Source organism: Phenylobacterium sp. T106, from assembly GCF_057219735.1.
The window spans coordinates 466,598-488,729 of sequence record NZ_JBXVWA010000001.1; the positions used below are offsets into that span (position 1 = coordinate 466,598).

At 70.3% G+C, this 22,132-nt stretch carries 18 protein-coding genes; 8 read left to right on the forward strand and 10 right to left on the reverse strand.

From position 1 onward, the window contains the following. Nucleotides 1-16 precede the first annotated feature (16 nt). Both AC2D8W_RS02255 and ilvD read right to left on the reverse strand, forming a co-directional pair. Complete coding sequence (locus AC2D8W_RS02255) at nt 17-706, reverse strand: aspartate/glutamate racemase family protein (RefSeq protein ID WP_484670142.1); 690 nt, start codon at nt 704-706, stop codon at nt 17-19. Continuing rightward, a complete protein-coding gene (gene ilvD / locus AC2D8W_RS02260) occupies nt 706-2,436 on the reverse strand; it encodes a dihydroxy-acid dehydratase (protein ID WP_484670143.1) in 1,731 nt (576 codons plus the stop codon). Before ilvD ends, AC2D8W_RS02255 begins: the two co-directional genes overlap by 1 nt. Before the next feature lie 492 nt (nt 2,437-2,928). On the opposite strand from ilvD, the gene AC2D8W_RS02265 reads away from it, so the two are divergent. Then, entirely contained in the window at nt 2,929-5,790 is a 2,862-nt protein-coding gene (locus AC2D8W_RS02265) for a TonB-dependent receptor (protein ID WP_484670144.1), read from the forward strand. Between the two features lie 55 nt (nt 5,791-5,845). On the opposite strand, the gene AC2D8W_RS02270 is transcribed toward AC2D8W_RS02265, so the two are convergent. Continuing rightward, nucleotides 5,846-6,232 (reverse strand): globin, encoded by a 387-nt coding sequence (locus AC2D8W_RS02270; protein WP_484670145.1) that lies wholly within the window; start codon nt 6,230-6,232, stop codon nt 5,846-5,848. A gap of 48 nt (nt 6,233-6,280) precedes the next feature. On the opposite strand from AC2D8W_RS02270, the gene AC2D8W_RS02275 reads away from it, so the two are divergent. Then, the gene (locus AC2D8W_RS02275) at nt 6,281-7,123 is read left to right on the forward strand and encodes an enoyl-CoA hydratase-related protein (RefSeq protein WP_484670146.1); all 843 of its coding nucleotides are present in this window, start codon (nt 6,281-6,283) and stop codon (nt 7,121-7,123) included. Continuing rightward, nucleotides 7,120-8,115, forward strand: coding sequence for an acrylyl-CoA reductase (NADPH) (gene acuI, locus AC2D8W_RS02280; RefSeq protein WP_484670147.1), 996 nt, complete (start codon nt 7,120-7,122; stop codon nt 8,113-8,115). Before AC2D8W_RS02275 ends, acuI begins: the two co-directional genes overlap by 4 nt. Before the next feature lie 32 nt (nt 8,116-8,147). On the opposite strand, the gene AC2D8W_RS02285 is transcribed toward acuI, so the two are convergent. The 3 genes from AC2D8W_RS02285 to AC2D8W_RS02295 all read right to left on the reverse strand — a co-directional run bounded on the left by AC2D8W_RS02285 (nt 8,148) and on the right by AC2D8W_RS02295 (nt 10,935). Further along, nucleotides 8,148-8,729, reverse strand: coding sequence for a hypothetical protein (locus AC2D8W_RS02285; RefSeq protein ID WP_484670148.1), 582 nt, complete (start codon nt 8,727-8,729; stop codon nt 8,148-8,150). Between the two features lie 774 nt (nt 8,730-9,503). After that, a complete protein-coding gene (locus tag AC2D8W_RS02290) occupies nt 9,504-9,980 on the reverse strand; it encodes a glutathione peroxidase (protein ID WP_484670149.1) in 477 nt (158 codons plus the stop codon). A gap of 37 nt (nt 9,981-10,017) precedes the next feature. Continuing rightward, on the reverse strand, nt 10,018-10,935 hold the full coding sequence (locus AC2D8W_RS02295; RefSeq protein ID WP_484670150.1) for a Gfo/Idh/MocA family protein: 918 nt from the start codon (nt 10,933-10,935) through the stop codon (nt 10,018-10,020). Between the two features lie 81 nt (nt 10,936-11,016). Between AC2D8W_RS02295 and AC2D8W_RS02300 the strand changes: the two genes are divergently transcribed. The 3 genes from AC2D8W_RS02300 to AC2D8W_RS02310 all read left to right on the forward strand — a co-directional run bounded on the left by AC2D8W_RS02300 (nt 11,017) and on the right by AC2D8W_RS02310 (nt 13,583). Then, on the forward strand, nt 11,017-12,018 hold the full coding sequence (locus AC2D8W_RS02300) for an NADP-dependent oxidoreductase (RefSeq protein WP_293482228.1): 1,002 nt from the start codon (nt 11,017-11,019) through the stop codon (nt 12,016-12,018). Between the two features lie 46 nt (nt 12,019-12,064). After that, nucleotides 12,065-12,466 carry a GxxExxY protein gene (locus AC2D8W_RS02305; RefSeq protein WP_484670151.1) on the forward strand — a complete coding sequence of 134 codons (402 nt, stop codon included), beginning with the start codon at nt 12,065-12,067 and terminating at the stop codon, nt 12,464-12,466. A gap of 214 nt (nt 12,467-12,680) precedes the next feature. Next, on the forward strand, nt 12,681-13,583 hold the full coding sequence (locus tag AC2D8W_RS02310; RefSeq protein ID WP_484670152.1) for a cobalamin biosynthesis protein CbiG: 903 nt from the start codon (nt 12,681-12,683) through the stop codon (nt 13,581-13,583). A 1-nt stretch (nt 13,584) separates the two neighbouring features. Here the strand turns inward: AC2D8W_RS02310 and AC2D8W_RS02315 are convergent, their stop codons facing one another. Continuing rightward, nucleotides 13,585-14,517, reverse strand: a complete 933-nt coding sequence (locus AC2D8W_RS02315) for a LytTR family DNA-binding domain-containing protein (protein WP_484670153.1) — start codon at nt 14,515-14,517, stop codon at nt 13,585-13,587. On the opposite strand from AC2D8W_RS02315, the gene AC2D8W_RS02320 reads away from it, so the two are divergent. Beyond that, nucleotides 14,516-16,468, forward strand: a complete 1,953-nt coding sequence (locus AC2D8W_RS02320; RefSeq protein WP_484670154.1) for a pyrroloquinoline quinone-dependent dehydrogenase — start codon at nt 14,516-14,518, stop codon at nt 16,466-16,468. The genes AC2D8W_RS02315 and AC2D8W_RS02320 overlap by 2 nt on opposite strands. 4 nt (nt 16,469-16,472) lie before the next feature. On the opposite strand, the gene AC2D8W_RS02325 is transcribed toward AC2D8W_RS02320, so the two are convergent. After that, a complete protein-coding gene (locus AC2D8W_RS02325; protein WP_293482224.1) occupies nt 16,473-17,849 on the reverse strand; it encodes an MATE family efflux transporter in 1,377 nt (458 codons plus the stop codon). 172 nt (nt 17,850-18,021) lie between these two features. Between AC2D8W_RS02325 and AC2D8W_RS02330 the strand changes: the two genes are divergently transcribed. Next, nucleotides 18,022-18,501: a DUF4188 domain-containing protein gene (locus AC2D8W_RS02330; RefSeq protein WP_484670155.1), complete on the forward strand. Its 480-nt coding sequence runs from the start codon at nt 18,022-18,024 to the stop codon at nt 18,499-18,501. A gap of 37 nt (nt 18,502-18,538) precedes the next feature. On the opposite strand, the gene AC2D8W_RS02335 is transcribed toward AC2D8W_RS02330, so the two are convergent. Continuing rightward, complete coding sequence (locus AC2D8W_RS02335) at nt 18,539-20,632, reverse strand: catalase (RefSeq protein ID WP_484670156.1); 2,094 nt, start codon at nt 20,630-20,632, stop codon at nt 18,539-18,541. 85 nt (nt 20,633-20,717) lie between these two features. After that, entirely contained in the window at nt 20,718-22,097 is a 1,380-nt protein-coding gene (locus tag AC2D8W_RS02340; RefSeq protein ID WP_484670157.1) for a class II 3-deoxy-7-phosphoheptulonate synthase, read from the reverse strand. Between the last annotated feature and the right edge of the window lie 35 nt (nt 22,098-22,132).

The following is a 22,132-nucleotide window of genomic DNA, read 5'->3' on the forward strand; positions in this document are numbered from 1 at the left end:
TGCGGGCGATCGGCGCCTATGCCAGCGCGAACGCGACCGCCGCCTCGCAGTGGACGAGCGTCGTGTCGACCACCGGCGCCTCGATGTCCGCCGGGTCCAGTAGGAGGCCGATCTCCGTGCAGCCGAAGATCACGCCGTCCGCGCCGGCCTCCCGCCCTCGGGCGACCATCTCAAGACCGGCCGCGACGGAGCGCTGGGTCACGATCCCCTGGCAGAGCTCGTCGTAGATGATCGCGTGCAGGCGCTCGCGGTCGGCGGGCTCGGGGATCAGCGGCGCGAGCCCGGCGGCGCGCAGCCGCCCGCGGTAGAAGTCCTGCTCCATCGTGAAGCGGGTGCCCAGCAGCAGCGGCCGCTCGACCGCCCTCGCCGCCAGCGCCGCGGCCGTGGCGTCTGCGATGTGCAGGAAGGGCACGGAGATGGCGGCGCAGATGGCCTCGGCGTTGACGTGCATCGTGTTCGTCGCGAGCACGATGGCTTCGGCGCCCGCGCGCTCCAGGCGGGCCGCCGCCTCCGCGAGGATCGCGGCGGTCTCGTCCCAGGCGTTGCGCGCCTGCGGCTCGGCGATCGTCGCGAAGTCGAGCGAGCGAACGAGCAGTTCGGCCGAGTGGAGCCCGCCCAGCCGCTCCCGCACGAGACGGTTGATCTCGCGGTAGTAGAGCGCCGTGGACTCCGCCGACATCCCGCCCAGGATGCCGATCGTCTTCATCAGAGGTCGGCGTAGACGTGCGTCTCGGCCGCCGCGCCCGGGTGGGTCGTGGCGCCCAGGTGCACCGGACCGACCGCCTGCGCGAACTTCCACAACGCTCCGGACTGGTAGTTCGTGCGCCGCGGCTTCCACTCCGTCTTGCGCCGGGCAAGCTCCTCGGGCGCGACCTCCAGCTCGATCGTCCCCGCGTCCGCGTCGATCGAAATGATGTCCCCGTCGCGAACGAGCGCGATCGGGCCGCCCTCCTGCGCTTCAGGGCCCACGTGACCCACGCAGAGCCCGCGCGTCGCCCCGGAGAACCGGCCGTCGGTGATGAGCGCGATGTTCTCGACGCCCTGGCCGTAGAGGGCCGCCGTCGTGGAGAGCATCTCGCGCATCCCCGGGCCGCCCTTTGCGCCCTCGTAGCGGATCACGAGAACGTCGCCTTCCTTGTAGTTGCGCGCCTCGACCGCGGCGAAGCAGGCCTCCTCGCCGTCGAAGACGCGGGCGGGGCCGCGATGCTTGACGTGCTTCAGCCCGGCGACCTTCACGATCGCGCCGTCCGGGGCCAGCGAACCCCACAGGCCGACGACGCCGCCGGTCGGGGAAAGGGGCCTCGAGGCCGGCCGGATCACGTCCTGGTCGTCGCGCCACTTCACGTCGGCCACGTTCTCGGCCAGCGTCTTACCGGTGACGGTCATGCAGTCGCCGTGCAGGTAGCCGCCCTCGAGGAGGGTCTTCAGCAGCATCGGCGCGCCGCCCGCCTCCCCCATGTCCTTGGCCACGTACCGGCCGCCCGGCTTCAGGTCGGCGATGTAAGGGGTCCGGGCGCAGATCTCGGCGAAGTCGCGGAGCGTGAACTGGATGCCGCACTCGTGCGCCATGGCCGGCAGGTGCAGACCGCCGTTGGTGGAGCCGCCCGTCGCGGCCACGACCACGGCGGCGTTCTCGAAGGCCTTCCGCGTGCAGATGTCGCGGGGACGGATGTTCTTCTCGATGAGCCGGACCACGGCTTCGCCGGAGGCGCGCGCGTAGTCGTCACGATCGAGATAGGCCGCCGGCAGCGCCGAGGACAGCGGCAGCGCCAGGCCGATCGCCTCGGACACCAGGGCCATGGTGTTCGCCGTGAACTGGCCGCCGCACGCGCCGTCGCCGGGACAGGCGTGCTGCTCGACCTGACAGAGGCGCGCCTCGTCGATCGTCCCCGCCGAGAACTGGCCCACCGCCTCGAACACGTCCTGGACGGTCAGGTCCTTGCCGTCGAGACGGCCCGGCAGGATGGAGCCGCCGTACAGGAAGACGCTGGGCACGTTCAGGCGCAGCATCGCCATCATCATGCCCGGCAGGCTCTTGTCGCAGCCCGCGATGCCGACCAGCGCATCATAGGCGTGGCCGCGAACCGACAGCTCGACCGAGTCGGCGATGACCTCGCGGCTCACCAGCGAGGAGCGCATGCCTTCGTGACCCATGGCGATGCCGTCGGTCACGGTGATGGTGGAGAACTCCCGCGGCGTCGCGCCTGCGGCCTTCACACCCTCGGCGGCCGCGTGGGCCTGCCGTTCGAGCGCCGTATTGCACGGCGCCGACTGGTTGCCGCAATGGGCGACGCCGACAAACGGCTGGGCGATCTCTCGCGTGCCGAGGCCCATGGCGTAGTAATACGAGCGATGCGGAGCCCGGGCCGGGCCGATCGTGGTGTGGCGGCTGGGCAGACGTGACTTGTCCCAGGAACCATCCGGGTTGCGATGCATGGGGAGCGCCTCCGACTTCGCGCCTTCCTTAGAGTCGCCGGCGGCGAGACGCGAGTCCCGACCAACTCTGGCTGCGAGCTCGCGCATAACGAGCACTCTCGGACCAAATGTTGCACCGCCGACATGTGAAGGCGGGAACGCGCGCCAATCCCTGATGGAGAAAGGTATCGCCGCTTACTGCAGGTGCGAAAACCCACCACCGAAGGCGTCACTGTGGCGCGCGTAAACAAAGAAGGCGCGCCATAGGCGCGCCCGTAGGTTGTTATCAGGATGAACAAAGTCAGAAACCCGACCAGCATCGCTTAGGTCAGCACGCTTTACAAGTTGACTGCGTACGCCTGCTGATTGCCGTCACGGCAAGTAACTGAGTCTTATTTAGTTATCAGCGTTCACGTGGCGCATTTCGCGTTGACGGCCCACCGGACCTGCTTCAGCTTGCCTCGTAAGCGCAGCGAATAGCGCTACATCCAAGCTGCGGGGAGGCAGTTTCTGATGAGATTCAAGCATTGCATGCTTGCGTCCAGCGCTGTGCTGGTCGCCGGCCTGGCGACGTCCGCCCAGGCCCAGACGTCGGCGAACACCATCGCTGAGCTCGTAGTGACCGCCGAGAAGCGGGAGCAGAGCCTGCAGGACGTGCCGGTCGCGATTTCAGCATTCACGTCCGAACAGCGCGACATCGTCGGCATCCAGTCCATCCAGGACATGACCAACTTCACGCCGGGACTTCAGTACTCGACGTCGACCGACCGGGTGTCGCTGCGGGGCCTGGGCCGCCTCACCAATGTGCTGTCCGCCGACGCCTCGGTGGCGAACTACGCGGACGGGGTCTACGAGACGTTCGCCGTGCGGGCGGGCTCGTCCACCCTCTTCCTTGACCGCGTCGAGATCCTCCGCGGGCCGCAGGGCACGCTCTACGGCCGCAACGCCATCGCGGGCGCGATCAACATCATCTCGCGGCGGCCGACCGACAGCCCCTACGCCGAGGTCCGCGCCACGTACGGCAACTACAACCGCTCGGTCCTGGAAGGCGCGGTCTCGGGTCCGATCAACGATCAGGTGAAGGCCCGGCTCGCGGTGAACTGGGAGCGGCAGAGCAAGGGCTGGATCAAGAACACGATCCCCGGCTTCCCCAGCGAGGGCAACGTCATCGACAGCTTCTACGCGGAAGCCCAGATCGACGTGAAGTTCAACGAGCGGCTCGAGATGTGGTCGAAGTTCGGCTACACCAACTGGCGTCACGGCGCCGGCGGGCCGGGCTCGCAGTCCGCGGGCTGGACGCCCGAGGTCTTCAACCTCGACGGCAGCCGCAAGGCGCTCCGCTCTGCGACCAACCCCAACGGCGCCGACTCGTTCGACCTGACCGAGTTCTACTCGGACGCCACCCACTTCAACCCGGGCTTCGGCTGTTCCGGCCTGGCGCAGAACGTGGTGCTGGCGAGCCCCGACGGCTGCACCAACGCCTCCTATCGCAGCCCGTGGCTGATCAACCGTCCGATCACCTACAACGTGCGCGTCCCGAACGCGTACACGGTGGCCAGCCACTGGACGTACCACGCCGACAACTTCGATATCCGCTACATCCTGGGCGGCGTCCGCTACTGGTACCACCTCAAGGGCTCCACGCCGGGCGGCAGCCAGTATCCGGGCGTCCTGTCGTACCGCATCGGCGCGGCCGGGACCCAGATCTACCCCGGCGAGCAGTTCGACTACCAGGAGCGCAACGGCTTCATCTCGAACGAGCTGAACCTGGTCTCGACGACCGAAGGGCCGTTCCAGTGGATCGCCGGCGCCTACTACTACCACCAGCACTACAGGCAGCCGGTCCACACGATCGAGGATCCGCGCCAGACGCAGTGGTCTATCTCGCCCCCGTTCGGCGTCTGCCTGAACGGCGTCGGGGCCGCGGCGAGGCCAGTGGCCTGCGCGCCCGGCATCGGGCGGCGCTTCGACAACCGGCCGTCGGTCAGCAACACCTCGTATGCCTTCTACGGACAGGTCAGCTACGACCTGGGCGAAGCGTGGACCTTCACCGGCGGCCTGCGCTACTCGCATGACCGCAAGTACGGCACCGAGAAGACCCGGCTCCTCTGCCTCGGCCTGCCCGCCTGCCTCGGCGGCCTGCCGCCCGAGTTCTTCCTGGCCCCGCTCGACCTCACCGGCGTGAACACCGTCGTGGCGGGCGGTACGGGCCTGGGGATCGACGTCATCCCCGAGGGGGTGGAGGGGGCGACCTTCTATGACGGGGCCACCGGCCTCGCGAGCCGCAAGTACGACGCGACCTGGTCCGCCGTGACCGGCACCGCAAAGGTCGAGTGGCACCCCGACCCCGACACCCTGGGCTACGCGAGCTACGCTCGCGGCTACCGTTCGGGCGGCTTCAACATCGGCATCTTCACGGTGCTGAGCTTCCTGCCCTACTCCAAGGAGGAGACCGTCGACGCGTTCGAGCTGGGCCTCAAGAAGACCTGGGGCCAGACGCTGCAGACCAACGTGGCGCTCTACCACTACGACTACTCGAACCTGCAGATCCCGATCTCGGTCGTGCAGACCGGCAGCCTGATGGGCCAGACCATCAGCCAGGGCACCACGTCGTTCTACAACACGCCGAAATCGCGCTCGCAGGGCGTCGAGGTCGAGGTGCTGTGGCAGCCCATCGAGAACCTGCAGATCATCGCGAACTACTCGTACATCGACGCCGAGATCCGGAAGGGCTTCGCCGTCGACACGGTGGACCCGACCGCCTCGCAGCCCAACGCCAAGCCGATCCACACGATCGCGCAGTGCCAGGCCGGCGGCGCGGCGGTGGCCGGCGACTGCGTGCTCGACGAGCCCACGGTCGGCCTGCCCGGCGGCGGCTTCCAGCGCATCCAGAGCCTGAAGGGCAACGACCTGCCCAACGCGCCGCGGAACAAGATCGCCATCGCGGCGAACTACACCTGGAACTTCGAGCCCGGCTCGCTCACGGCCAGCCTCTCGTACTCGTGGCGCGACCACGCGTACGGCTCGCTCTTCCAGCGCTGGTACAACCGTTCGCCGACCTGGGACCAGGTCGACGCCCGCCTGCTCTGGAGGGACGCCAACGACAAGTTCGAGATCATCGGCTTCGTGAAGAACATCTTCGACGACATCGGCTACGACCAGGGCGCGACCGGCCGGCGGATCGACGGGCAGTTCACCAACCTGCTCTACGGCCCGAACCCCGCCGGAACCACCTGCAGCCCGGTGGCCCAGGGGGCCAGCAACCCGGCCGCGGGGAACATCGGCACCATCTACTGCGTGCAGGGGATCTCGAAGACCTACTACACGACGCCGCCTCGGACTTACGGGCTCGAGCTCCGGTACAAGTTCTTCTGATCGCCGTCCGATCGGAATGAGGCGAGGCGCTCCGCCGCGAGGCGGGGCGCCTTTCTCATTGCGAGCCCTGGAGCACGCGGTCGATCTGGGCGCGCCACGCCGTATCGTACTCGGCGGTCCAGTCGGGGCCGGCGAGGTCGCGGCAGGTCTCGTGCACGACGCCGAAGAAGCGGTCGAACTCCTCGGACGGCGTGCCGAAGCCGTCGTGGTTCAGGCGCTCGGCGCGCACGAGATGCAGCTGATAGGGCCCGCCGGGGTCCATGAGGCAGTTCAGCACCATCGCCAGCATCTCGCCGCGCACGCTGCCGTTCACGTCGCGGGCGAAGCGCGGTTCGGCCTGGGGGAACTCGGCGAAGAGGCGCGCGAACACCGCGGGCGCGGGATCCCCTGCCCGCTCGGCCACCGCTTCCAGAGACTGCGAGATGATCTCGGCTTCGTTCATCGGACTCGCCCTGCCTATAGTTCGGCAACAGGATACGGGAGGAAGATCGTGGAATTCCAGGATATCCAGTACGCCGTCGAGGACGGCGTCGGCGTGATCACGCTCAACCGGCCGCAGTATCGCAACGCCCAGAGCTGGCGGATGCTGGACGAGATCGACCAGGCCTTCGACCTGGCGCGCCTCGACCCCGAGGTCCGGATCGTGCTGGTGCGCGGCGCGGGCGGCGTCTTCTCCACCGGCCACGACCTGGGGACGCCGGAGGGGGCGGCCTACCGGGACGCCAAGATCGGAAAGGGCGGGATCCGGCACTACGACGCCTTCAAGACCTACAACCTCGACCTGCTGCTCAAGTGGCGGAACTTCGAGAAGCCGACCGTGGCCATGGTCGAGGGCTACTGCATCTATGCGGGCTGGATGCTGGCCGCGGCCATGGACGTGGTCTTCGCGGCGGACGACGCCCAGTTCCTGCCCGGGTTCGTGGAGTACATGTCGATCCCCTGGGACATCGGCATCCGGCGGGCGAAGGAGCTGTGCTTCGAGAGCCGGTTCATCGGCGCCGAGGAGGCCCGCGAGGCCGGCTTCGTGAACCGGGTGCTGCCGAGCGCGGACCTGGAGCGCGAGACCTTCGCCTGGGCGCGCCGGGTGGCCGAGAACGACCCCGGCTATCTCCGCTTCGCCAAGCTGCAGATGAACAAGGCGCAGGACGCGCAGGGCTTCAGCCGCGCCGTCGAGGACTCGCTGGGCGACTACGTGGCGATGATGTGGATGCCTGGGAACGAGATGCGCGTGGCCGGCGAGCGGCGCCTGCTCACCGTGGACCTGGCCGTGCGCGGCCGGCGCGGCGAGCGGCATGGACTGACGCCGGGGCGCCCGGAGGAGAAGACGGCATGAGCGATACGTTCCGCGCGCTGCGCCTGCACAAGACCGACGCCGGCCAGGAGGCCCGCCTCGAGGACCTGACCCCGGCCGACCTGATGGACGGCGACGTCACCGTCCGCGTCGAACACTCGACGATCAACTTCAAGGACGGGCTGGCCCTGACCGGCCGCTCGCCGGTGGTGCGGGTCTGGCCGCTGATCCCGGGGATCGACTTCGCGGGCGTGGTGGAGAGCTCGAGCCATGCCGGCTTCGCGCCCGGCGACCGGGTGGTCCTGAACGGCTGGGGCGTGGGCGAGACGCACCACGGGGGCTATGCCCAGCGCGCCCGGGTCAGGGGCGACTGGCTGGTGAAGCTGCCGCAGGGCCTGACCACCGCCCAGGCCATGGCCATCGGCACGGCAGGCTACACCGCCATGCTGTGCGTGCTGGCCCTGGAGAAGCAGGGCGTCACGCCCGACAGGGGCGACGTCCTGGTGACCGGCGCGGCCGGCGGGGTCGGCAGCGTGGCGATCGCCCTCTTGGCGAAGCTGGGCTACCGCGTCGTCGCCTCGTCGCGGCGGAAGGAGAGCGAAGGCGCCTACCTGACGGGTCTCGGCGCCGCCGAGGTGATCGACGCCGCCGAGTTCCAGGGTCCCGCCCGCCCGCTCGGCAAGGAGCGCTGGGCCGGCGCGGTGGACGCGGTGGGCAGCCACACCCTGGCCAATGTGCTCTCGCAGACGCGCTACGGCGGGGTGGTCACCGCCTGCGGCCTGGCCCAGGGCCTGGACCTGCCGGCCTCGGTGGCGCCCTTCATCCTGCGCGGCGTGGTGCTGGCGGGGATCGATAGCGTGATGCGCCCGGCGCCCGACCGGGTCGAGGCCTGGGACCGCCTGGCCCGCGACCTGGACCTCGCCAGGCTGTCGGCCATGACAAGCCGCGCCACGCTCGCGGACCTGCCGCGACTGGCGGGAGACATCCTGGACGGCAAGGTGCGCGGCCGGATCGTCGTGGACGTGGATGGATAGCTGACGGGCGAGCAGCCCGCGGACGCGACGGGTCAGCCGCGGGGCGGCCCCGTGGCGCGGCCGCCCGGCTGCGACGGCGTCAGGACCGGCCGGGGCAGGACCGCCACTGACGCCGATCCGGAGAGACGGGCGCGCAGGTCGCGCGACGGGCGGGCGGGCGCCTCCGCGCGCGGCCCCTGAAGACGGGCCATGAGATCGCGCAGGGTCGGAAGTTCGGCGGGCTCGGGCGTCACGAGGCTCGCCGCCTCGTCCACCACCCCTTCCAGGGTCCGAAGCAGCAGCGGGAAGCTGGCGGTCTCACGCTCGCGCTCGCCGGCCAGGTCGCTGTCGAGCCGCGCCGGTTCGGGGGTGGATTCCAGGTCCGCGTCCCGGCCGGCCAGGGGGCCGTCCGGCGCGGCGCGCGATGCGAGCCGCGCCTCACGCTCGAGCCGCAGCTCCAGGGCGATCGACAGGCGCACCGCCGCGAAGCACTTGAGGTAGAGCTCGGTCAGGCCGAAGAACCGTGCGTCACCCACCACCGACGCCTTGGCCGCCTCGGCCACGGCGCAGCCCAGCTCTAGGGCGGGCTCGCGCATCCGGGCGAGCATCGCAAGGCGCGGGTCGGGCGACGACATAGAACAAATGTAGAACATGCGGCGTAGGGAGTCAAACCTGGCGGCCGTCCCCCCTCTCGCTTCGCGAGCTCCCCCAGGGGGGAGCATCTTTGCTTTCGGGCCTCGCAAAACCCACCGTCATCCCGCGGCTTGTCCGCGGGATCCATGTTTCCGCCGGCTGTGAGGTAGCCGGCGTGACAGGACCGCTCGGAGACGCCCGCGTGGCCGCCGGCATGGGTCCCGCGGACGAGCCGCGGGATGACGGGGCTGGGCAGGGCGGCGAGCTCGCAGGGGCTCGATTGAACCGCGGAGGACGCGGAGGAGAACGCAGAGAGCGCAGAGGCCTCTGCGCCCTCCGCGCATCCTCCGCGATTTCTGCGGTTAGACGGGGCGGGGCCACCGCCCCTCGCCTTCATCGGCGATAGCCCGCCCGAATACCCACCGTCATCCCGCGGCTTGTCCGCGGGATCCATGTCTCCGCCGGCTTTGAGTTGGCCGGCTTGGCAGGACCGCTCAGCGCCTACGTGGCCGCCGGCATAGGTTCCGCGGACGAGCCGCGGGATGACGGAGCTGGGCTATCGCATAGGGCTCACGGCCTTGCGTGCGGGCGCCGTAGGCGCTCGATTGAACCGCGGAGGACGCAGAGAAGTACGCAGAGAGCGCAGAGATCTCCGCGCCCTCCGCGAATCCTCCGCGATCTCTGCGGTTAAAGGGGATTGGGCCACCCCCTCACCTTCATCGGCCATAGCCCGCGCGACAAGCCACCGTCATCCCGCGGACGAGCCGTGGGCTGGGCTACAGGGCCTTTTCGATGGCGGCGACGAGGGCGGGGTCCTGGGGTTCGGTGCGGGGGCCGAAGGCCTGCAGCGCTTCGCCGTCCTTGCCGATCAGGATCTTGTGGAAGTTCCACACCGGGACGGCCGGCTCGCCGAGCTGCTGTTCCACCCATTCGTAGAACGGGTGGCGGCCGGCCTCCTTCACGTCGACCTTGGCGGTCATGGGGAAGTCGATGCCGAAGGTCGTGGCGCAGAAGGTCTCGATCTCCTTCTCGCTGCCCGGCTCCTGGCCCATGAACTGGTTGCAGGGCACGCCCAGGACCACGAGGCCCTTGTCCTTGTAGTCGGTGTAGAGCTGCTCCAGGCCGTTGTACTGGGGGGTGAGGCCGCATTTCGAGGCGGTGTTCACCACCAGGACCACCTTGTCCTTGAAGGTGGCGAGCGGCAGCGGGCCGCCGGCGATGGCGTCGAACGTGTAGTCGTGGGCGCTGGTCATGGGGCCTCCGGGCTTCGTGGCCGGGACGCTAACGCCGTTACCCTGCGTCCTCCAACGCCTGTTCCACGGCCACGGCGAGGTCGAGGGCGGCGATGGCCTCGGCGGCGGTCACCACGGGGCGCGGCGCGGCGCCCCGGACCGCCTGGAGGAAGCCCTCGACGCTGGCGCCCAGCGGGTCGCGCGCGGCGGGGGTGTCGGCGAAGTCGGGGTTCAGCGGGAACGGCGTCGTGTTGCGGAAGGTGCGGGCCACGAAGTCGATGGCGACCTCGCCCGAGGGATAGACCACCCGCATGGTGCGGTGGCGGGCCTCGGCCATGCGCGAGACGTCGAAGACGGCCGTGAAGCCGCCCTCGAAGGTGGCCTCGGCGCGGACCTGGTCCCAGACCCCGTCGGCGGCGCGGGCGCCCTCGGCCTCGGCGGTGACGGCGTCCCCGGCGGCGATGGCGAGCGCCAGGTCGATGTCGTGGACCATCAGGTCGAGCACGGCCGACACGTCGCGGCTGCGCTCGGAGGGCGGGCCGTGGCGCACGGCTTCCAGCAGCAGCGGCTGTTCCATGGCGTCGAGCAGGCCCATGGCCTGGAACACCACGCGTTCCTGGTGCCCGCAGGCGACGACGACGCCGGCGCGGTCGGCGGCGGCGCGGACCCGCTCGGCGTCGGCGACGCCCACGGCGATGGGCTTCTCCACGTAGACGTGCTTGCCGGCGGCGATCGCCGCCAGGGCCTGCCCGGCGTGGACGCTGGCGGGCGAGGCCACGGTGACCACGTCGACCTCGGCGAGAAGCTGGTCCAGGTCGGCGAAGGCGCGGCCGCCGAGCGGCATGGCGACCGCGGCCGCGCGGTCGGGATGCACGTCGAAGACGCCGGCGAAGGTCACGTCGGGCAGCCGCGCGTACTGCCGCGCGTGGTAGCCGCCAAACACCCCTGCCCCGATGACGCCGCCGCGCAAGCTCATGGGCGCGGCCGTAACACGCGCCGCCGGCTCGACGCCACCCGCCCGAGGTCATACAACCGTTTGAAGATAGGGAGACGCATCATGACCACGGTTCGCGAGATCCGCCTGAAGAGCCGGCCCAGCGGCATGCCCACCGCCGCCAATTTCGAGCTGGCCAGCGTGGAGCTGCCGGCGCCGGGCCCGGGCGAGGTGCAGGTGCGCAACACCTGGATGACCGTCGACCCCTACATGCGCGGCCGCATGAACGACGTGCAGAGCTATACGCCGCCGTTCCAGCTCGGGAAGGCCATGGACGGCGGGGCGGTCGGCGAGGTCACGGCCTCGGGCGATCCAAACTTCAAGCCGGGCGACCTGGTGCAGTCGGGCTTCGGCTGGCGCGAGGGCTTCAACGCTCCCGCCGCCCAGGTGCAGAAGCTGGACCCCATGGGCCTGCCGCCGCAGGCGTTCCTGGGCGCGGCCGGGATGCCGGGGCTGACGGCCTATGCGGGCCTGCTGAAGGTGGCGGCGCTGAAGGACGGCGACGTGGTGTTCGTCTCGGGCGGCGCGGGCGCCGTCGGTTCGATGGTGGTGCAGATCGCCAAGGCCAAGGGCCACACGGTGATCGCCTCGGCGGGCGGGCCCGAGAAGGTGGCGTTCCTGAAGTCGATCGGGGCCGACCAGGTCATCGACTACAAGGCCGAGAAGGACCTGACGGCGGCGCTGATGAAGGCCGCGCCGTCCGGCATCGACGTCTATTTCGACAACGTGGGCGGCGAGCACCTGGAGGCGGCGCTGACGGCGGCGCGCCCGTTCGCGCGCTTCGCGCTGTGCGGCGCGATCTCAATGTACAACGCCACCGAGATGCCCCCCGGCCCGCGCAACCTGGTGCTGATGGTGGGCAAGCAGCTGCGGATGGAGGGCTTCATCGTCTCGACCCACTGGGACATGATGCCGGCGTTCCTGAAGGACCTGTCGGGCTGGGTGAAGGACGGCAAGGTCACCTGGAAGGAGACGGTCTTCGAAGGCATCGAAAAAGCCCCCGACGCCTTCCTGGGCCTCTTCAAGGGCGAGAACCTGGGCAAGATGCTGGTGAAGCTGGGGTAGGCGTTCCCGTATTGTTCACATCGCGCGGCGGCGCTATGCTCGCCGCATGGAAGCCGACGACCGTCCTGACCTTATCCTCAAGGATGAGGTCTTCCGGATCCAGGGCGCGATCTTCGAAGTGAATCGCGCCCTGGGCCGAGGATTCCTGGAGGCAGTCTACCAGGAATGCCTGGGCTACGAGTTCGAGACACGGGAGATCACGTTCCGGGCGACGCCCAGTCTGAGGCTCACCTACAAGGACCGTGTTCTCAAGCAGACCTACATCCCGGACTTCACCTGCTTCGACGCGATCGTCGTCGAACTGAAGGTCGCGCGAGAGACGGCTCCCGAGCACCGGGCGCAGGTGCTGAACTACCTCAAGGCCACCGGGATGGAGGTGGGACTGCTCGTCAACTTCGGGGCATATCCCAAAACGACGGTCGAACGGCTGGTTCTGCGGAGGGAATAGACCGCGAACCATCGCGAACCAGCGCGAACGGCAGCGGACACAGGAGCAAGCCGTGAGAGGCGCATGACTCCCTGTTGGCGCTGGTTCGCGATGGTTCGCGGTTCAACATTGCGGCTTCGCCGCCTTCTCGGCGCGGTGGGCGGTTCTTGCTGGACGCTGGGTGGTTAGGGCGTAAAACGCTGCGGTCCTCCCCCAAGGTCTGGAGTTTCCGCCCGTGCCGCGCCTGTTCAGCGCCTATGTGATCGTCGACTGGAGCGCCGCGGCGAAGCCGACCACCGGCGCGGACTCGATCTGGATCGGCGTTCTGAAGCGCGACATCCGCTTCCGGATGGCGTTCGAGAGCTTCAACCCGGCGACGCGGGCCGAGGCCGAGACGCGGCTGACGGCGATCCTGGACGACCTGAAGAAGCGCAACGAGCGCTGCCTGCTGGGCTTCGACTTTCCGCTGGGCTTCCCGCGGGGGTTCGCGGCGGCGCTGAAGCTGCCCGGCGAGGCGCCGTGGCAGGCCACCTGGGACCAGCTGGCCAAGATGGTGAAGGACAAGCCCGACAACACGAACAACCGCTTCGGCGTCGGCTCGGAGGTCAACCGGCGGCTGACCGGCGGGCCGTTCCCGTTCTGGGGCTGCCCGCCCAAGGACGCGCTGACCACGCTGCAGCCGAAGCGCACCCGCAACCACGGGCCCGACGACCTGCCCGAGTTCCGCCACGCCGACCTGGCGGCGAAGGGCGCGGCGTCGATCTGGAAGCTCTACTACAACGGCTCGGTGGGCGGTCAGGCGATCCTGGGCATCCCGTTCGTGCGGCGGCTGAAGGCGGCGCGCGGCGAGGGCTTCAAGGCGTGGCCCTTCGAGACGGGCTTCAAGGCGCTGACCGAGGCGGACCTGGCGGGCGTCGACGTGGTGGCGGCCGAGGTCTACCCCTCGATGCTGAAGCCGCAGGGCGCCCCGGGCGAGGTGAAGGACCTGACCCAGGTGCGCACCACCGCCGAGCACTTCGCGCGCCTGGACGAGGCCGGCAAGCTGGGCGCCCTGTTCGCGCCGCCGAAGGGCGCCGCGGCCGACGCGGTCCTGGACGCCGAGCGCGAGGAAGGCTGGATCCTGGGCGCGGGCATGTAGGTTAGCCGGCCCGCAGCCGCTGCAGCGCCGTCCGGTAGCGGCGCGACAGGGGGATGCGGAGCTCGCCGATCTCGACGGCGTAGTCGCCCGACCCCTCCGGCGCCAGGCCCGTCACCCGCGCGGCGTTCACCAGCCAGGAGCGGTGGGTGCGCACGAAGCCCAGCGGCGACATGAGGGTCTCGAGCCCGCCCAGCGCGGTCCGCATCAGCGGCCGCCGGCCGTCGTCGATCAGGAACTCGGCGTAGTTGCCGGCGGAACGGATCGCGACAATCGCCTGCACCGGAACGCGGATGAGACGCGCGCCGTCGCGGATGTCGAAGGTGGCGGGCGTTGCGGGCGCGGGAAGCGCGGCCGGGCGCAGGATCCAGCCCAGGGTCACCCAGAACAGGAACACCGAAACCGCGAACCCGGGCGCGTCCTTGGCCAGCTCATAGGCCAGTTCCTGCCCGAGCGGTGTGAAGTGGTAGCGGGCGTCCGCCGCGGCGTAGGCCGCCTGGCGGATGAGCACGAAGCCGCCGATGTGGACCAGCGCGAAGGGCGCGAACGCCAGGGCGAGCCCCGCGGCCATCCGGAGCGGCGACGGCCGGGAGCGCCGGATCCAGAGCGCCGCCAGCCCCGCGATCAGCAGGGCCGGCGCCATGCTCACCAGGCTGGAGCCTTCCAGGACCACGACTTCGGCGATGGGCTGCCCGGGAAAGTCATGGCGGCGGGTGAGCACGTTGAAGAGGATGATGACGGCCACCACCGACATCCCGATGGCCCAGGACAGCAGGAGCCCGCGGACGGTGTCGCCGTCGATCCCGCGCAGGAGGCCTTCCAGCCCCGCCCCGGGCGGTTCGTCCCTGGCCGCGAGCCGTTCGTCCCGGCCCGGCTGGCGCACGAGGGCGGCGCGATGTTCCATCGCCGCCATCGCCTGCCCTTCGGATTTCGCCATGACCGTCCTGACCCGATGCGCCGCGACCTGCGCCGCCGTCAGCCTACTCGCAATCGCCGCGTGCGCGCCACGCCCGAGCGCGGCGGTCGCGGCCGCGCCCGAAGCGGACTGGCCCTACTACGGCGGCGACGCGGGCGGGCAGCGGTACTCGTCCGCGGCGCAGATCACGCCGGCGAACGTGGCGGGACTGAAGGTCGCCTGGACCTACTCGACCGGCGAGCTGGCGCGGAACGGCGCGGAGATCGAGCACGCGGCGTTCGAGAACACGCCGATCCTGGCCGAGGGCCGGCTCTACATCTGCTCGCAGTTCAACCTGGCGGCGGCGCTCGATCCGGGGACGGGCCGCGAGATCTGGCGGCACGACCCAAAGGTGGACCCGACGGTCCGCTACCCCAACGACAACGTCTGCCGCGGCGTGACCTTCTGGCGCGACCCCGAGGCGCCGGCGGGCGCGGCCTGCGCGGCGCGGGTGTTCCTGCCCACGGTGGACCGGCGGCTGATCGCGCTGGACGCGGCGACCGGCGCCCCCTGCCCCGGCTTCGGCAAGGGCGGGACCGTGGACGTGGGCCTGGGCGTCCTCTTAGAGCGCAAGGGCCAGATGCAGATCACCTCGCCGCCGGTGGTGGTGAACGGCGTCGTGGTGGTGGGCTCGTCGATCGACGACAACCAGCGGGTGGAGGAGATCTCGGGCGTGGTGCGGGCCTACGACGCGCGCACCGGGGCGCCGCGCTGGGCCTTCGATCCGCTGGCGGGCGCCGGGCCGGGCGTGAAGGCGGGCGCGGCCAACGTCTGGGCGCCCATGTCGGCGGACCCGGCGCGCGGCCTCGTCTTCCTGCCCACCTCGAGCGCGAGCCCGGACTTCTTCGGCGGCCTGCGGCCGGGGAACAACGGCATGGCCAATTCGGTGGTGGCCGTGGACGCCGCGACCGGCCAGCCGCGCTGGAGCTTCCAGACGACGCACCACGACGTCTGGGACTACGACGTCCCGGCCCAGCCGACCCTGGGCGACGTGGCCTACGGCGGGCGCGCCACGCCGGCGGTCATCCAGGCCACCAAGCAGGGGCTGATCTTCACCCTGGCGCGGGAGACCGGCGCGCCCGTGATCCCGGTGGAGGAGCGCCGCGTCCCGCAGGGCGGCGCCCCGGGCGAGCCGCTGTCGCCGACGCAGCCCTTCCCGGCGGCGCCGCGGCCGCTGAGCCCGATGGAGATCGCGCCCGAGGACGCCTACGGACTGACGCCCTGGGACCGCGGCGCGTGCCGCAGGCTGATCGAGGGCGCCCGGCGCGAGGGGATCTATACGCCGCCGTCGCTGCAGGGGACGATCCTGTACCCGTTCACCGGCGGGGGCATGAACTGGGGCGGGCTGGCCTTCGACGCCGGCCGGCAGGTGGTCTATGTGAACACCTCCAGCGCGCTGCACCTCGTGACGCTGATCCCCGCGGACAAGGTGAAGGCCACCCAGCAGGCCGAGATGGACACCGAGGTCTCGGCCCAGCGGGGCGCGCCCTACGGCATGAAGCGCGAGGTGCTGCGCTCGCCGCTGGGGCTGCCCTGCAACCCGCCGCCCTGGGGGCAGCTGCACGCCGTGGACATGCGCACCGGCAAGGTGCTGTGGGAGGTCCCGCTGGGGACCACGCGGGACCTCGCGCCGGGCTCGCAGCTGCTGCTGGGCGACATCGGGGTCCCCGGCTTCGGCGGGCCGATCGCCACGGCGAGCGGGCTCGTGTTCATCGGCGCGGCGATGGACAACTACCTACGCGCGTTCGACGGCGCGACGGGGCGCGAGCTGTGGAAGGGCCGGCTGCCGGCCGGGGGCCAGGCGACGCCGATGACCTACGTCTGGAAGGGCCGGCAGTACGTGGTCATCGCCGCCGGCGGCCACGGGAAGAGCGGGACCAAGCCGGGCGACCAGGTGGTGGCCTTCGCCCTGCCCGGGCCGCTGCGTCGTTGAGGCGCTAGAGCGGCCGGCGGCTCAGCAGCCAGAAGCGGCCCAGCAGCAGCGCGCCCGACAGGAAGCTGGCGGCGATCACGGCCCAGGTCATGCCGAGGATCCCCTGCCCCATCGGGATCGCCAGGAACCAGGCCAGCGGCATCATCACCAGGATGTAGCTGGTGAGGTGGGTGATCGTGGGAACCCAGACGTCGCCGCGGGCGCGCAGCGACTGGGCGGCCACCACCTGCAGCGCGTCGGGCGCGAAGAAGAGGCAGGCCAGCGCCAGGGCGGGAATGGCGATCGCCAGGGTCGCGGGATCGGTCGTGTAGGCGCCCGAGATCAGGCCGGCGGCGGGCCAGATGGCGAGCGAGATCGCGACGCCGAAAGCGAAGGTCACGGCGAAGGAGACGACGCCGGCCCGGGTCACGGCGGCGGGATCGCGGGCGCCGTAGGCCTTGCCCACGAGGACCGCGGCGCCGGTGGCCAGGCCCAGGGGCACCATGAAGACGATGGCGGCGACGTTGAGGACGATCGTCCACGCCGCGACGGTGAGCGCGCTGATCCAGCCGGCGATCACGTTGAGGCTGGCGAAGGCGGCGACCTCGAAGAAGTTGGAGATCCCCGCGCCGTAGCCGATGCGCCGCTGCTCGATCTCGGCCGGCCGGTCGCGCTCGGGCCGGTCGAAGACGCCGAGCGCGCGGGCTTCGGCCATGCGCAGGATGAAGGCCACGCTGATCAGCGCCAGGAAGGTCCGAGCGCCCATGGTCGCCCAGGCCCCGCCGACCGCGCCCATGGCCGGCAGGTCGAAGGTTCCCGGCACCAGCAGCAGGTTCAGCGCCAGGTTCACGACGTTGGCCGCCCACATGAACCAGGCGGCCGGCCCGGGGCGGGACAGGCCCTCGAGCCAGAAGGCGCAGGCGACGCTGATCGCATAGCCCGGCAGCGACAGCGAGAAGACCAGCAGCACCCGGCTGGCGCCGTCGGCGAGGTCCTTCTCGAGTCCGATCACGTGCATGAACGGCGGGCCGCCGACGGCCAGGATCACGGCCGACACCAGGCCCAGCCAGAAGGCGTAGGCCAGGCCGCGCCTGAGCACCGCCCCGGTGAGGTCGCGGCGTCCCTCCCCGATCCGGCGCGCGGTCATCACCTGGACGCCGGTCAGCAGGCCCACCACGGCGGTCAGCACCACGCTGGTCGGCGCCCAGCCCAGCGCGTGGTAGCCGAGCTCGCGCGCGGAGAAGCGGCCGACGACGATGGCGTCGGTGAGCCCCATGGCCATGATGCCGAGGCGCGACAGGACAACCGGTCCCGAAAGCTTCAGGAGGGTGTCGAGATCGGTGCGGAAAGGGCTCGTGCGCCCCCGAGACTCCGCGGGCGCCTGGCCCGCGGGGCGGTCCATGGCTGGCAAGCTCGGGTTTTCAAAGAGGCGTGGAGACTGGCGCCGGCGTCGCGGGACGGCAAGGCCAGCTTCAGCTTGGGCGGCCTTCTCCCTGCGCGCGTGGCCTCAAGGGCACATCCAAACGCCGGCGCCGGGCGGTAGCCGCAAGGGAGAACCGGGCAGCGAGGGCGATATGGGCGGCATCAACAAGGCGCGGATGTGCGCCGAGCTGGAGGGCGAGTTCGTGGTCTTCCTGATCGGCGCCCGCATCCTGCGGCCGTGGAAGATCTGGAAGTGGCGACCCGTCGCCGCGGCGATGCGAAGGATGCGCAGCGAACTGGAAGCCCGCTCGGAGCTGGGCCTGCTGCACGCGCAGGACTTCAACGGATTCCCGGACGTCATGACCGTGCAGTACTGGCGCAGCTTCGAACATCTGGAGGCCTACGCCCGCGCCGAGGACCACGAGCACATGCCGGCCTGGCGCAGCTTCTACCGGACCGTGGGCATGGATGGCGACGTCGGCATCTGGCACGAGACCTACCTGGTCGCGCCCGGGCGCTACGAAGCGATCTACGGCGGCATGCCCACGTTCGGCCTGGGCGCGGCGGGCCGGCTCGTCGACGCGGTCGGCGCGAAGCAGGAAGCCCGCCAGCGCCTGAAGGCCGCAGCGTGACGACGGCCGCGGGCGCGAGGCCCGCGGCCGCGCAGGCTCAGGCCACGGCGTCGAGGTCGGTCTTCAGCTCGCGGGTCCAGACCCGGAGCTGGCGACAGGCCTGCACGAACGTCTCGGCGTCGTCGTCGCCGGACAGGGGCACGAAGCCGCTGTCGAGGTCCGCCGCCATGACCCCGGCCCGCTCGAAGAACGGCAGCGCTGCCTCGGTGTGGCCGATCACCTTGCAGTGGGCGAAGGCGTCGCTGACGAAGTCCTTGGCGGGCTTGTCCATGCCGAGCAGCGCCGCGCCCTCGGCCGAGACGATCACCGCCACGGCGTCGTAGAGCACCGACGGCCCGCCATCGATCTTCTGCTGCGCCGGCTGGAGCGAGCCGTCGCTGAGCCGCGCGCCGCCGACCTTGGGGGCGATCAGCTCGTAGATGGCGCCCTCGGCTTCGATCGCGTCGACGAGCGCCTCGAGCAGGTCGGCGTCGGAGCCGTCCGCGATGAGGATGCCCACCTTGCGGCCGCGGAAACTGGGCGGCGGCCGCTTCAGGATGCTGAGCGGGTCAGAGGCCGGGAGGTCCTGGATCACCGGCGCCGCGGGCGGCGCGGCGGTCGGGATCTCCGCCAGGCCGAGCCCGTCGGCCACCCGCGCCGCGAGACCCTCGTCGATGTTGCGCAGGTGCGAGACCATGCGCGCCCGGATGTCCTCGCGCTCGCACTTGCTGAGCTCGAAGACGAGGGCGTCGGCGATGTGCTTCTGCTCCACGCCGGTCTGGCTGACGTAGAATTGCCGGGCCTGGCTGTAGTGGTCGGCGAACGTCTCGGGCCGGATCTGCCGCTTGTCGCCGGCCTCGGGCGCGGCGAAGTGGCGGTAGCCCCGCTCGGGACTCTCACGTGGGCCGCCCCAGCTGTTCGGCTCGTAGTTCACGCGGCCCGACGGGTTGCGCATGGCCATGTGGCCGTCCTGCTGGAAGTTCATCACCGGGCATCCGCGGGGCTGGTTGATCGGGATGTGGGTGAAGTTGGGGCTGCCCAGCCGCTTCAGCTGGGTGTCGAGGTACGAGAAGTTGCGGCCCTGCAGCAGCGGGTCGTTGGTGAAACCGATGCCGGGCACGACGTTCTGGGTGCAGAAGGCGACCTGCTCGGTCTCGGCGAAGAAGTTGTCGACCACCCGGTCCAGCACCAGACGCCCGACGACGCGGACCGGCACGAGCTCCTCGGGGATGATCTTCGTGGAGTCGAGGATGTCGAACTCGAAGCTGTCGGCGAAGGCGTCGTCGAACACCTGGACGCCGAGCTCCCACTCCGGCGGATCGCCCAGGGTGATGGCGTCCCAGAGGTCGCGGCGGTGGAAGTCCGGATCGGCGCCGTTGATCTTCACGGCCTCGTTCCACATCACGGACTGCAGGCCGAGCTTCGGCTTCCAGTGGAACTTCACGAAGGTCGAGCGGCCGTCATCGGTGATGAACCGGAAGGTGTGGACCCCGAAGCCTTCCATGAACCGGAACGACCGCGGGATGGTGCGGTCCGACATGATCCACATGACCATGTGCATGGACTCGGGCGTCAGGGTGATGAAGTCCCAGAAGTTGTCGTGCGCGGTCTGGGCCTGCGGGAAGCCGCGATCGGGCTCCTGCTTGGCGGCGTGGACCACGTCGGGGAACTTCATCGCGTCCTGGATGAAGAAGACCGGGATGTTGTTGCCGACCAGGTCCCAGTTGCCTTCCTTCGTGTAGAACTTCACGGCGAAGCCACGGACGTCTCGGGCGAGGTCGAAGGACCCCTTGTTGCCCGCCACGGTCGAGAAGCGGACGAAGACCGGCGTGCGCTCGCCGGCGCGCTGGAAGAGATCGGCGCGGGTGAGGTCGGCCAGGCTCTCGGTGGTCTCGAAGTAGCCGTGCACGCCGAAGCCGCGGGCGTGGACGACCCGCTCCGGGATGCGCTCGTGGTCGAAGTGGAAGATCTTCTCGCGGAAGTGGAAGTCTTCCAGGAGGGCGGGGCCGCGCGCGCCCACCCGCAGCGTGTTCTGGTCGTCGGCGACCGGCACGCCCTGCTGGGTGGTCAAGACCGGGGTGTCGCCCTCGGCGATCTGATGGGTTTCGCCGCCAGCGCCGGGATTCCGGTCGCGGTAGATGTCGTCGGACATGTCGTCCCTCCTGTGGCCCGCCTCAACCGCGGGACAGGAGGAAAGTTCAGGCGCGCCCGAAAAGAGCTGCGCGCCGGCCGCCGGCTCACACCGCCGCCGCCACCCTCCGGGAGAGATCGACGCGATCGTCCTTCAGCTTCTCGGCCACCAGGAACGCCAGTTCCAGCGCCTGCTCGCCGTTGAGCCGCGGGTCGCAGTGCGTGTGGTAGCGGTCGGCGAGGTCGCCTTCCGCCAGGGCCCGCGCGCCGCCCAGGCATTCGGTGACGTTCTGGCCGGTCATCTCGAGGTGCACGCCGCCGGGATGCGTCCCCTCGGCCTTGCAGAGGTCGATGAACGACTTCACCTCGGACAGGATGCGGTCGAACGGCCGCGTCTTGTAGCCGGTGGCCGCCGTCAGGGTGTTGCCGTGCATCGGGTCGATGGCCCAGACCACGTTCGCGCCCTTGGTGGCGCGCAGCAGCGCCGGCAGACGGCCCTCGATCTTGTCGTAGCCGAAGCGGCCGTAGAGCGTCAGCCGGCCGGCCTCGTTCTTCGGGTTCAGCACGTCGATGAGCTTCAGCAGCTCGTCGGGCTCGACGGTCGGACCGACCTTCACGCCGATCGGGTTGCGGATGCCGCGGAAGTACTCGATGTGCGCGCCGTCGAGCTGGCGCGTGCGCTCGCCGATCCAGAGCAGGTGCGCCGAGGTGTCGTACCACTCGCCCGAGGTGCTATCGACCCGGGTCATGGCCTCCTCGTAGCCCAGCAGCAGGCCCTCGTGGCTGGTGAAGAAGTCCACCTGGTGGATGGTCGGATGCGTCTGGGCGTTGATGCCCAGGGCGTCCATGAACGACAGGGCCTCGGAGATCTTGTCGCCCAGTTCGCGGTAGCGGGCGCCCTGCGGGCTGTCGGCCACGAAGCCCAGGGTCCAGCGGTGGATGTTGTAGAGGTCGGCGTAGCCGCCGCTCGCGAAGGCGCGCAGCAGGTTCAGCGTGGCCGACGACTGGCTGTAGGCCTGGATCAGCCGCTGCGGGTCGGGCGTGCGGCTCTGCGGCGTGAAGTCCATGCCGTTGATGTTGTCGCCGCGGTAGCTGGGCAGCTCGACGCCGTCGATCGTCTCGACCGGCGAGGAGCGCGGCTTGCCGAACTGGCCGGCCATGCGGCCCACCTTCACCACCGGCTTGCCGCCGGCGAACGTCAGCACCACCGCCATCTGCAGGATCAGGCGGAAGGTGTCGCGGATGTTGTCGGCCGCGAACTCCTTGAAGCTCTCGGCGCAGTCGCCGCCCTGCAGCAGGAAGGCCTTGCCCTCGACCACGTCGGCCAGGGCCGCCTTGAGGCGTCGCGCCTCGCCCGCGAACACCAGGGGCGGCATCTTGCGAAGGGTGGTCTCGACCCGCGAAAGCTCAGCCAGGTCCGGATAGTCGGACGGGATGTGCTTGGCGGGCTTCGTTCTCCAGGATGCGGGCGTCCAGTGTTCGGTCATCTGCTCAAGTCCGGTACCGCCGTCGTCAGCGGGCC

Bases quoted from the DNA above. Each gene is read 5' to 3' on its own strand.
- AC2D8W_RS02270 (WP_484670145.1), bottom strand. From the start codon at position 6,232: ATGAACGAAGCCGAGATCATCTCGCAGTCTCTGGAAGCGGTGGCCGAG.
- AC2D8W_RS02255 (WP_484670142.1), bottom strand. From the start codon at position 706: ATGAAGACGATCGGCATCCTGGGCGGGATGTCGGCGGAGTCCACGGCG.
- AC2D8W_RS02315 (WP_484670153.1), bottom strand. From the start codon at position 14,517: ATGGCGAAATCCGAAGGGCAGGCGATGGCGGCGATGGAACATCGCGCC.
- AC2D8W_RS02285 (WP_484670148.1), bottom strand. From the start codon at position 8,729: ATGTCGTCGCCCGACCCGCGCCTTGCGATGCTCGCCCGGATGCGCGAG.
- AC2D8W_RS02300 (WP_293482228.1), top strand. From the start codon at position 11,017: ATGACCACGGTTCGCGAGATCCGCCTGAAGAGCCGGCCCAGCGGCATG.
- AC2D8W_RS02295 (WP_484670150.1), bottom strand. From the start codon at position 10,935: ATGAGCTTGCGCGGCGGCGTCATCGGGGCAGGGGTGTTTGGCGGCTAC.
- AC2D8W_RS02265 (WP_484670144.1), top strand. From the start codon at position 2,929: ATGAGATTCAAGCATTGCATGCTTGCGTCCAGCGCTGTGCTGGTCGCC.
- AC2D8W_RS02305 (WP_484670151.1), top strand. From the start codon at position 12,065: ATGGAAGCCGACGACCGTCCTGACCTTATCCTCAAGGATGAGGTCTTC.
- AC2D8W_RS02325 (WP_293482224.1), bottom strand. From the start codon at position 17,849: ATGGACCGCCCCGCGGGCCAGGCGCCCGCGGAGTCTCGGGGGCGCACG.
- AC2D8W_RS02290 (WP_484670149.1), bottom strand. From the start codon at position 9,980: ATGACCAGCGCCCACGACTACACGTTCGACGCCATCGCCGGCGGCCCG.
- AC2D8W_RS02340 (WP_484670157.1), bottom strand. From the start codon at position 22,097: ATGACCGAACACTGGACGCCCGCATCCTGGAGAACGAAGCCCGCCAAG.
- acuI (WP_484670147.1), top strand. From the start codon at position 7,120: ATGAGCGATACGTTCCGCGCGCTGCGCCTGCACAAGACCGACGCCGGC.
- AC2D8W_RS02335 (WP_484670156.1), bottom strand. From the start codon at position 20,632: ATGTCCGACGACATCTACCGCGACCGGAATCCCGGCGCTGGCGGCGAA.
- AC2D8W_RS02320 (WP_484670154.1), top strand. From the start codon at position 14,516: ATGACCGTCCTGACCCGATGCGCCGCGACCTGCGCCGCCGTCAGCCTA.
- AC2D8W_RS02330 (WP_484670155.1), top strand. From the start codon at position 18,022: ATGGGCGGCATCAACAAGGCGCGGATGTGCGCCGAGCTGGAGGGCGAG.
- ilvD (WP_484670143.1), bottom strand. From the start codon at position 2,436: ATGCATCGCAACCCGGATGGTTCCTGGGACAAGTCACGTCTGCCCAGC.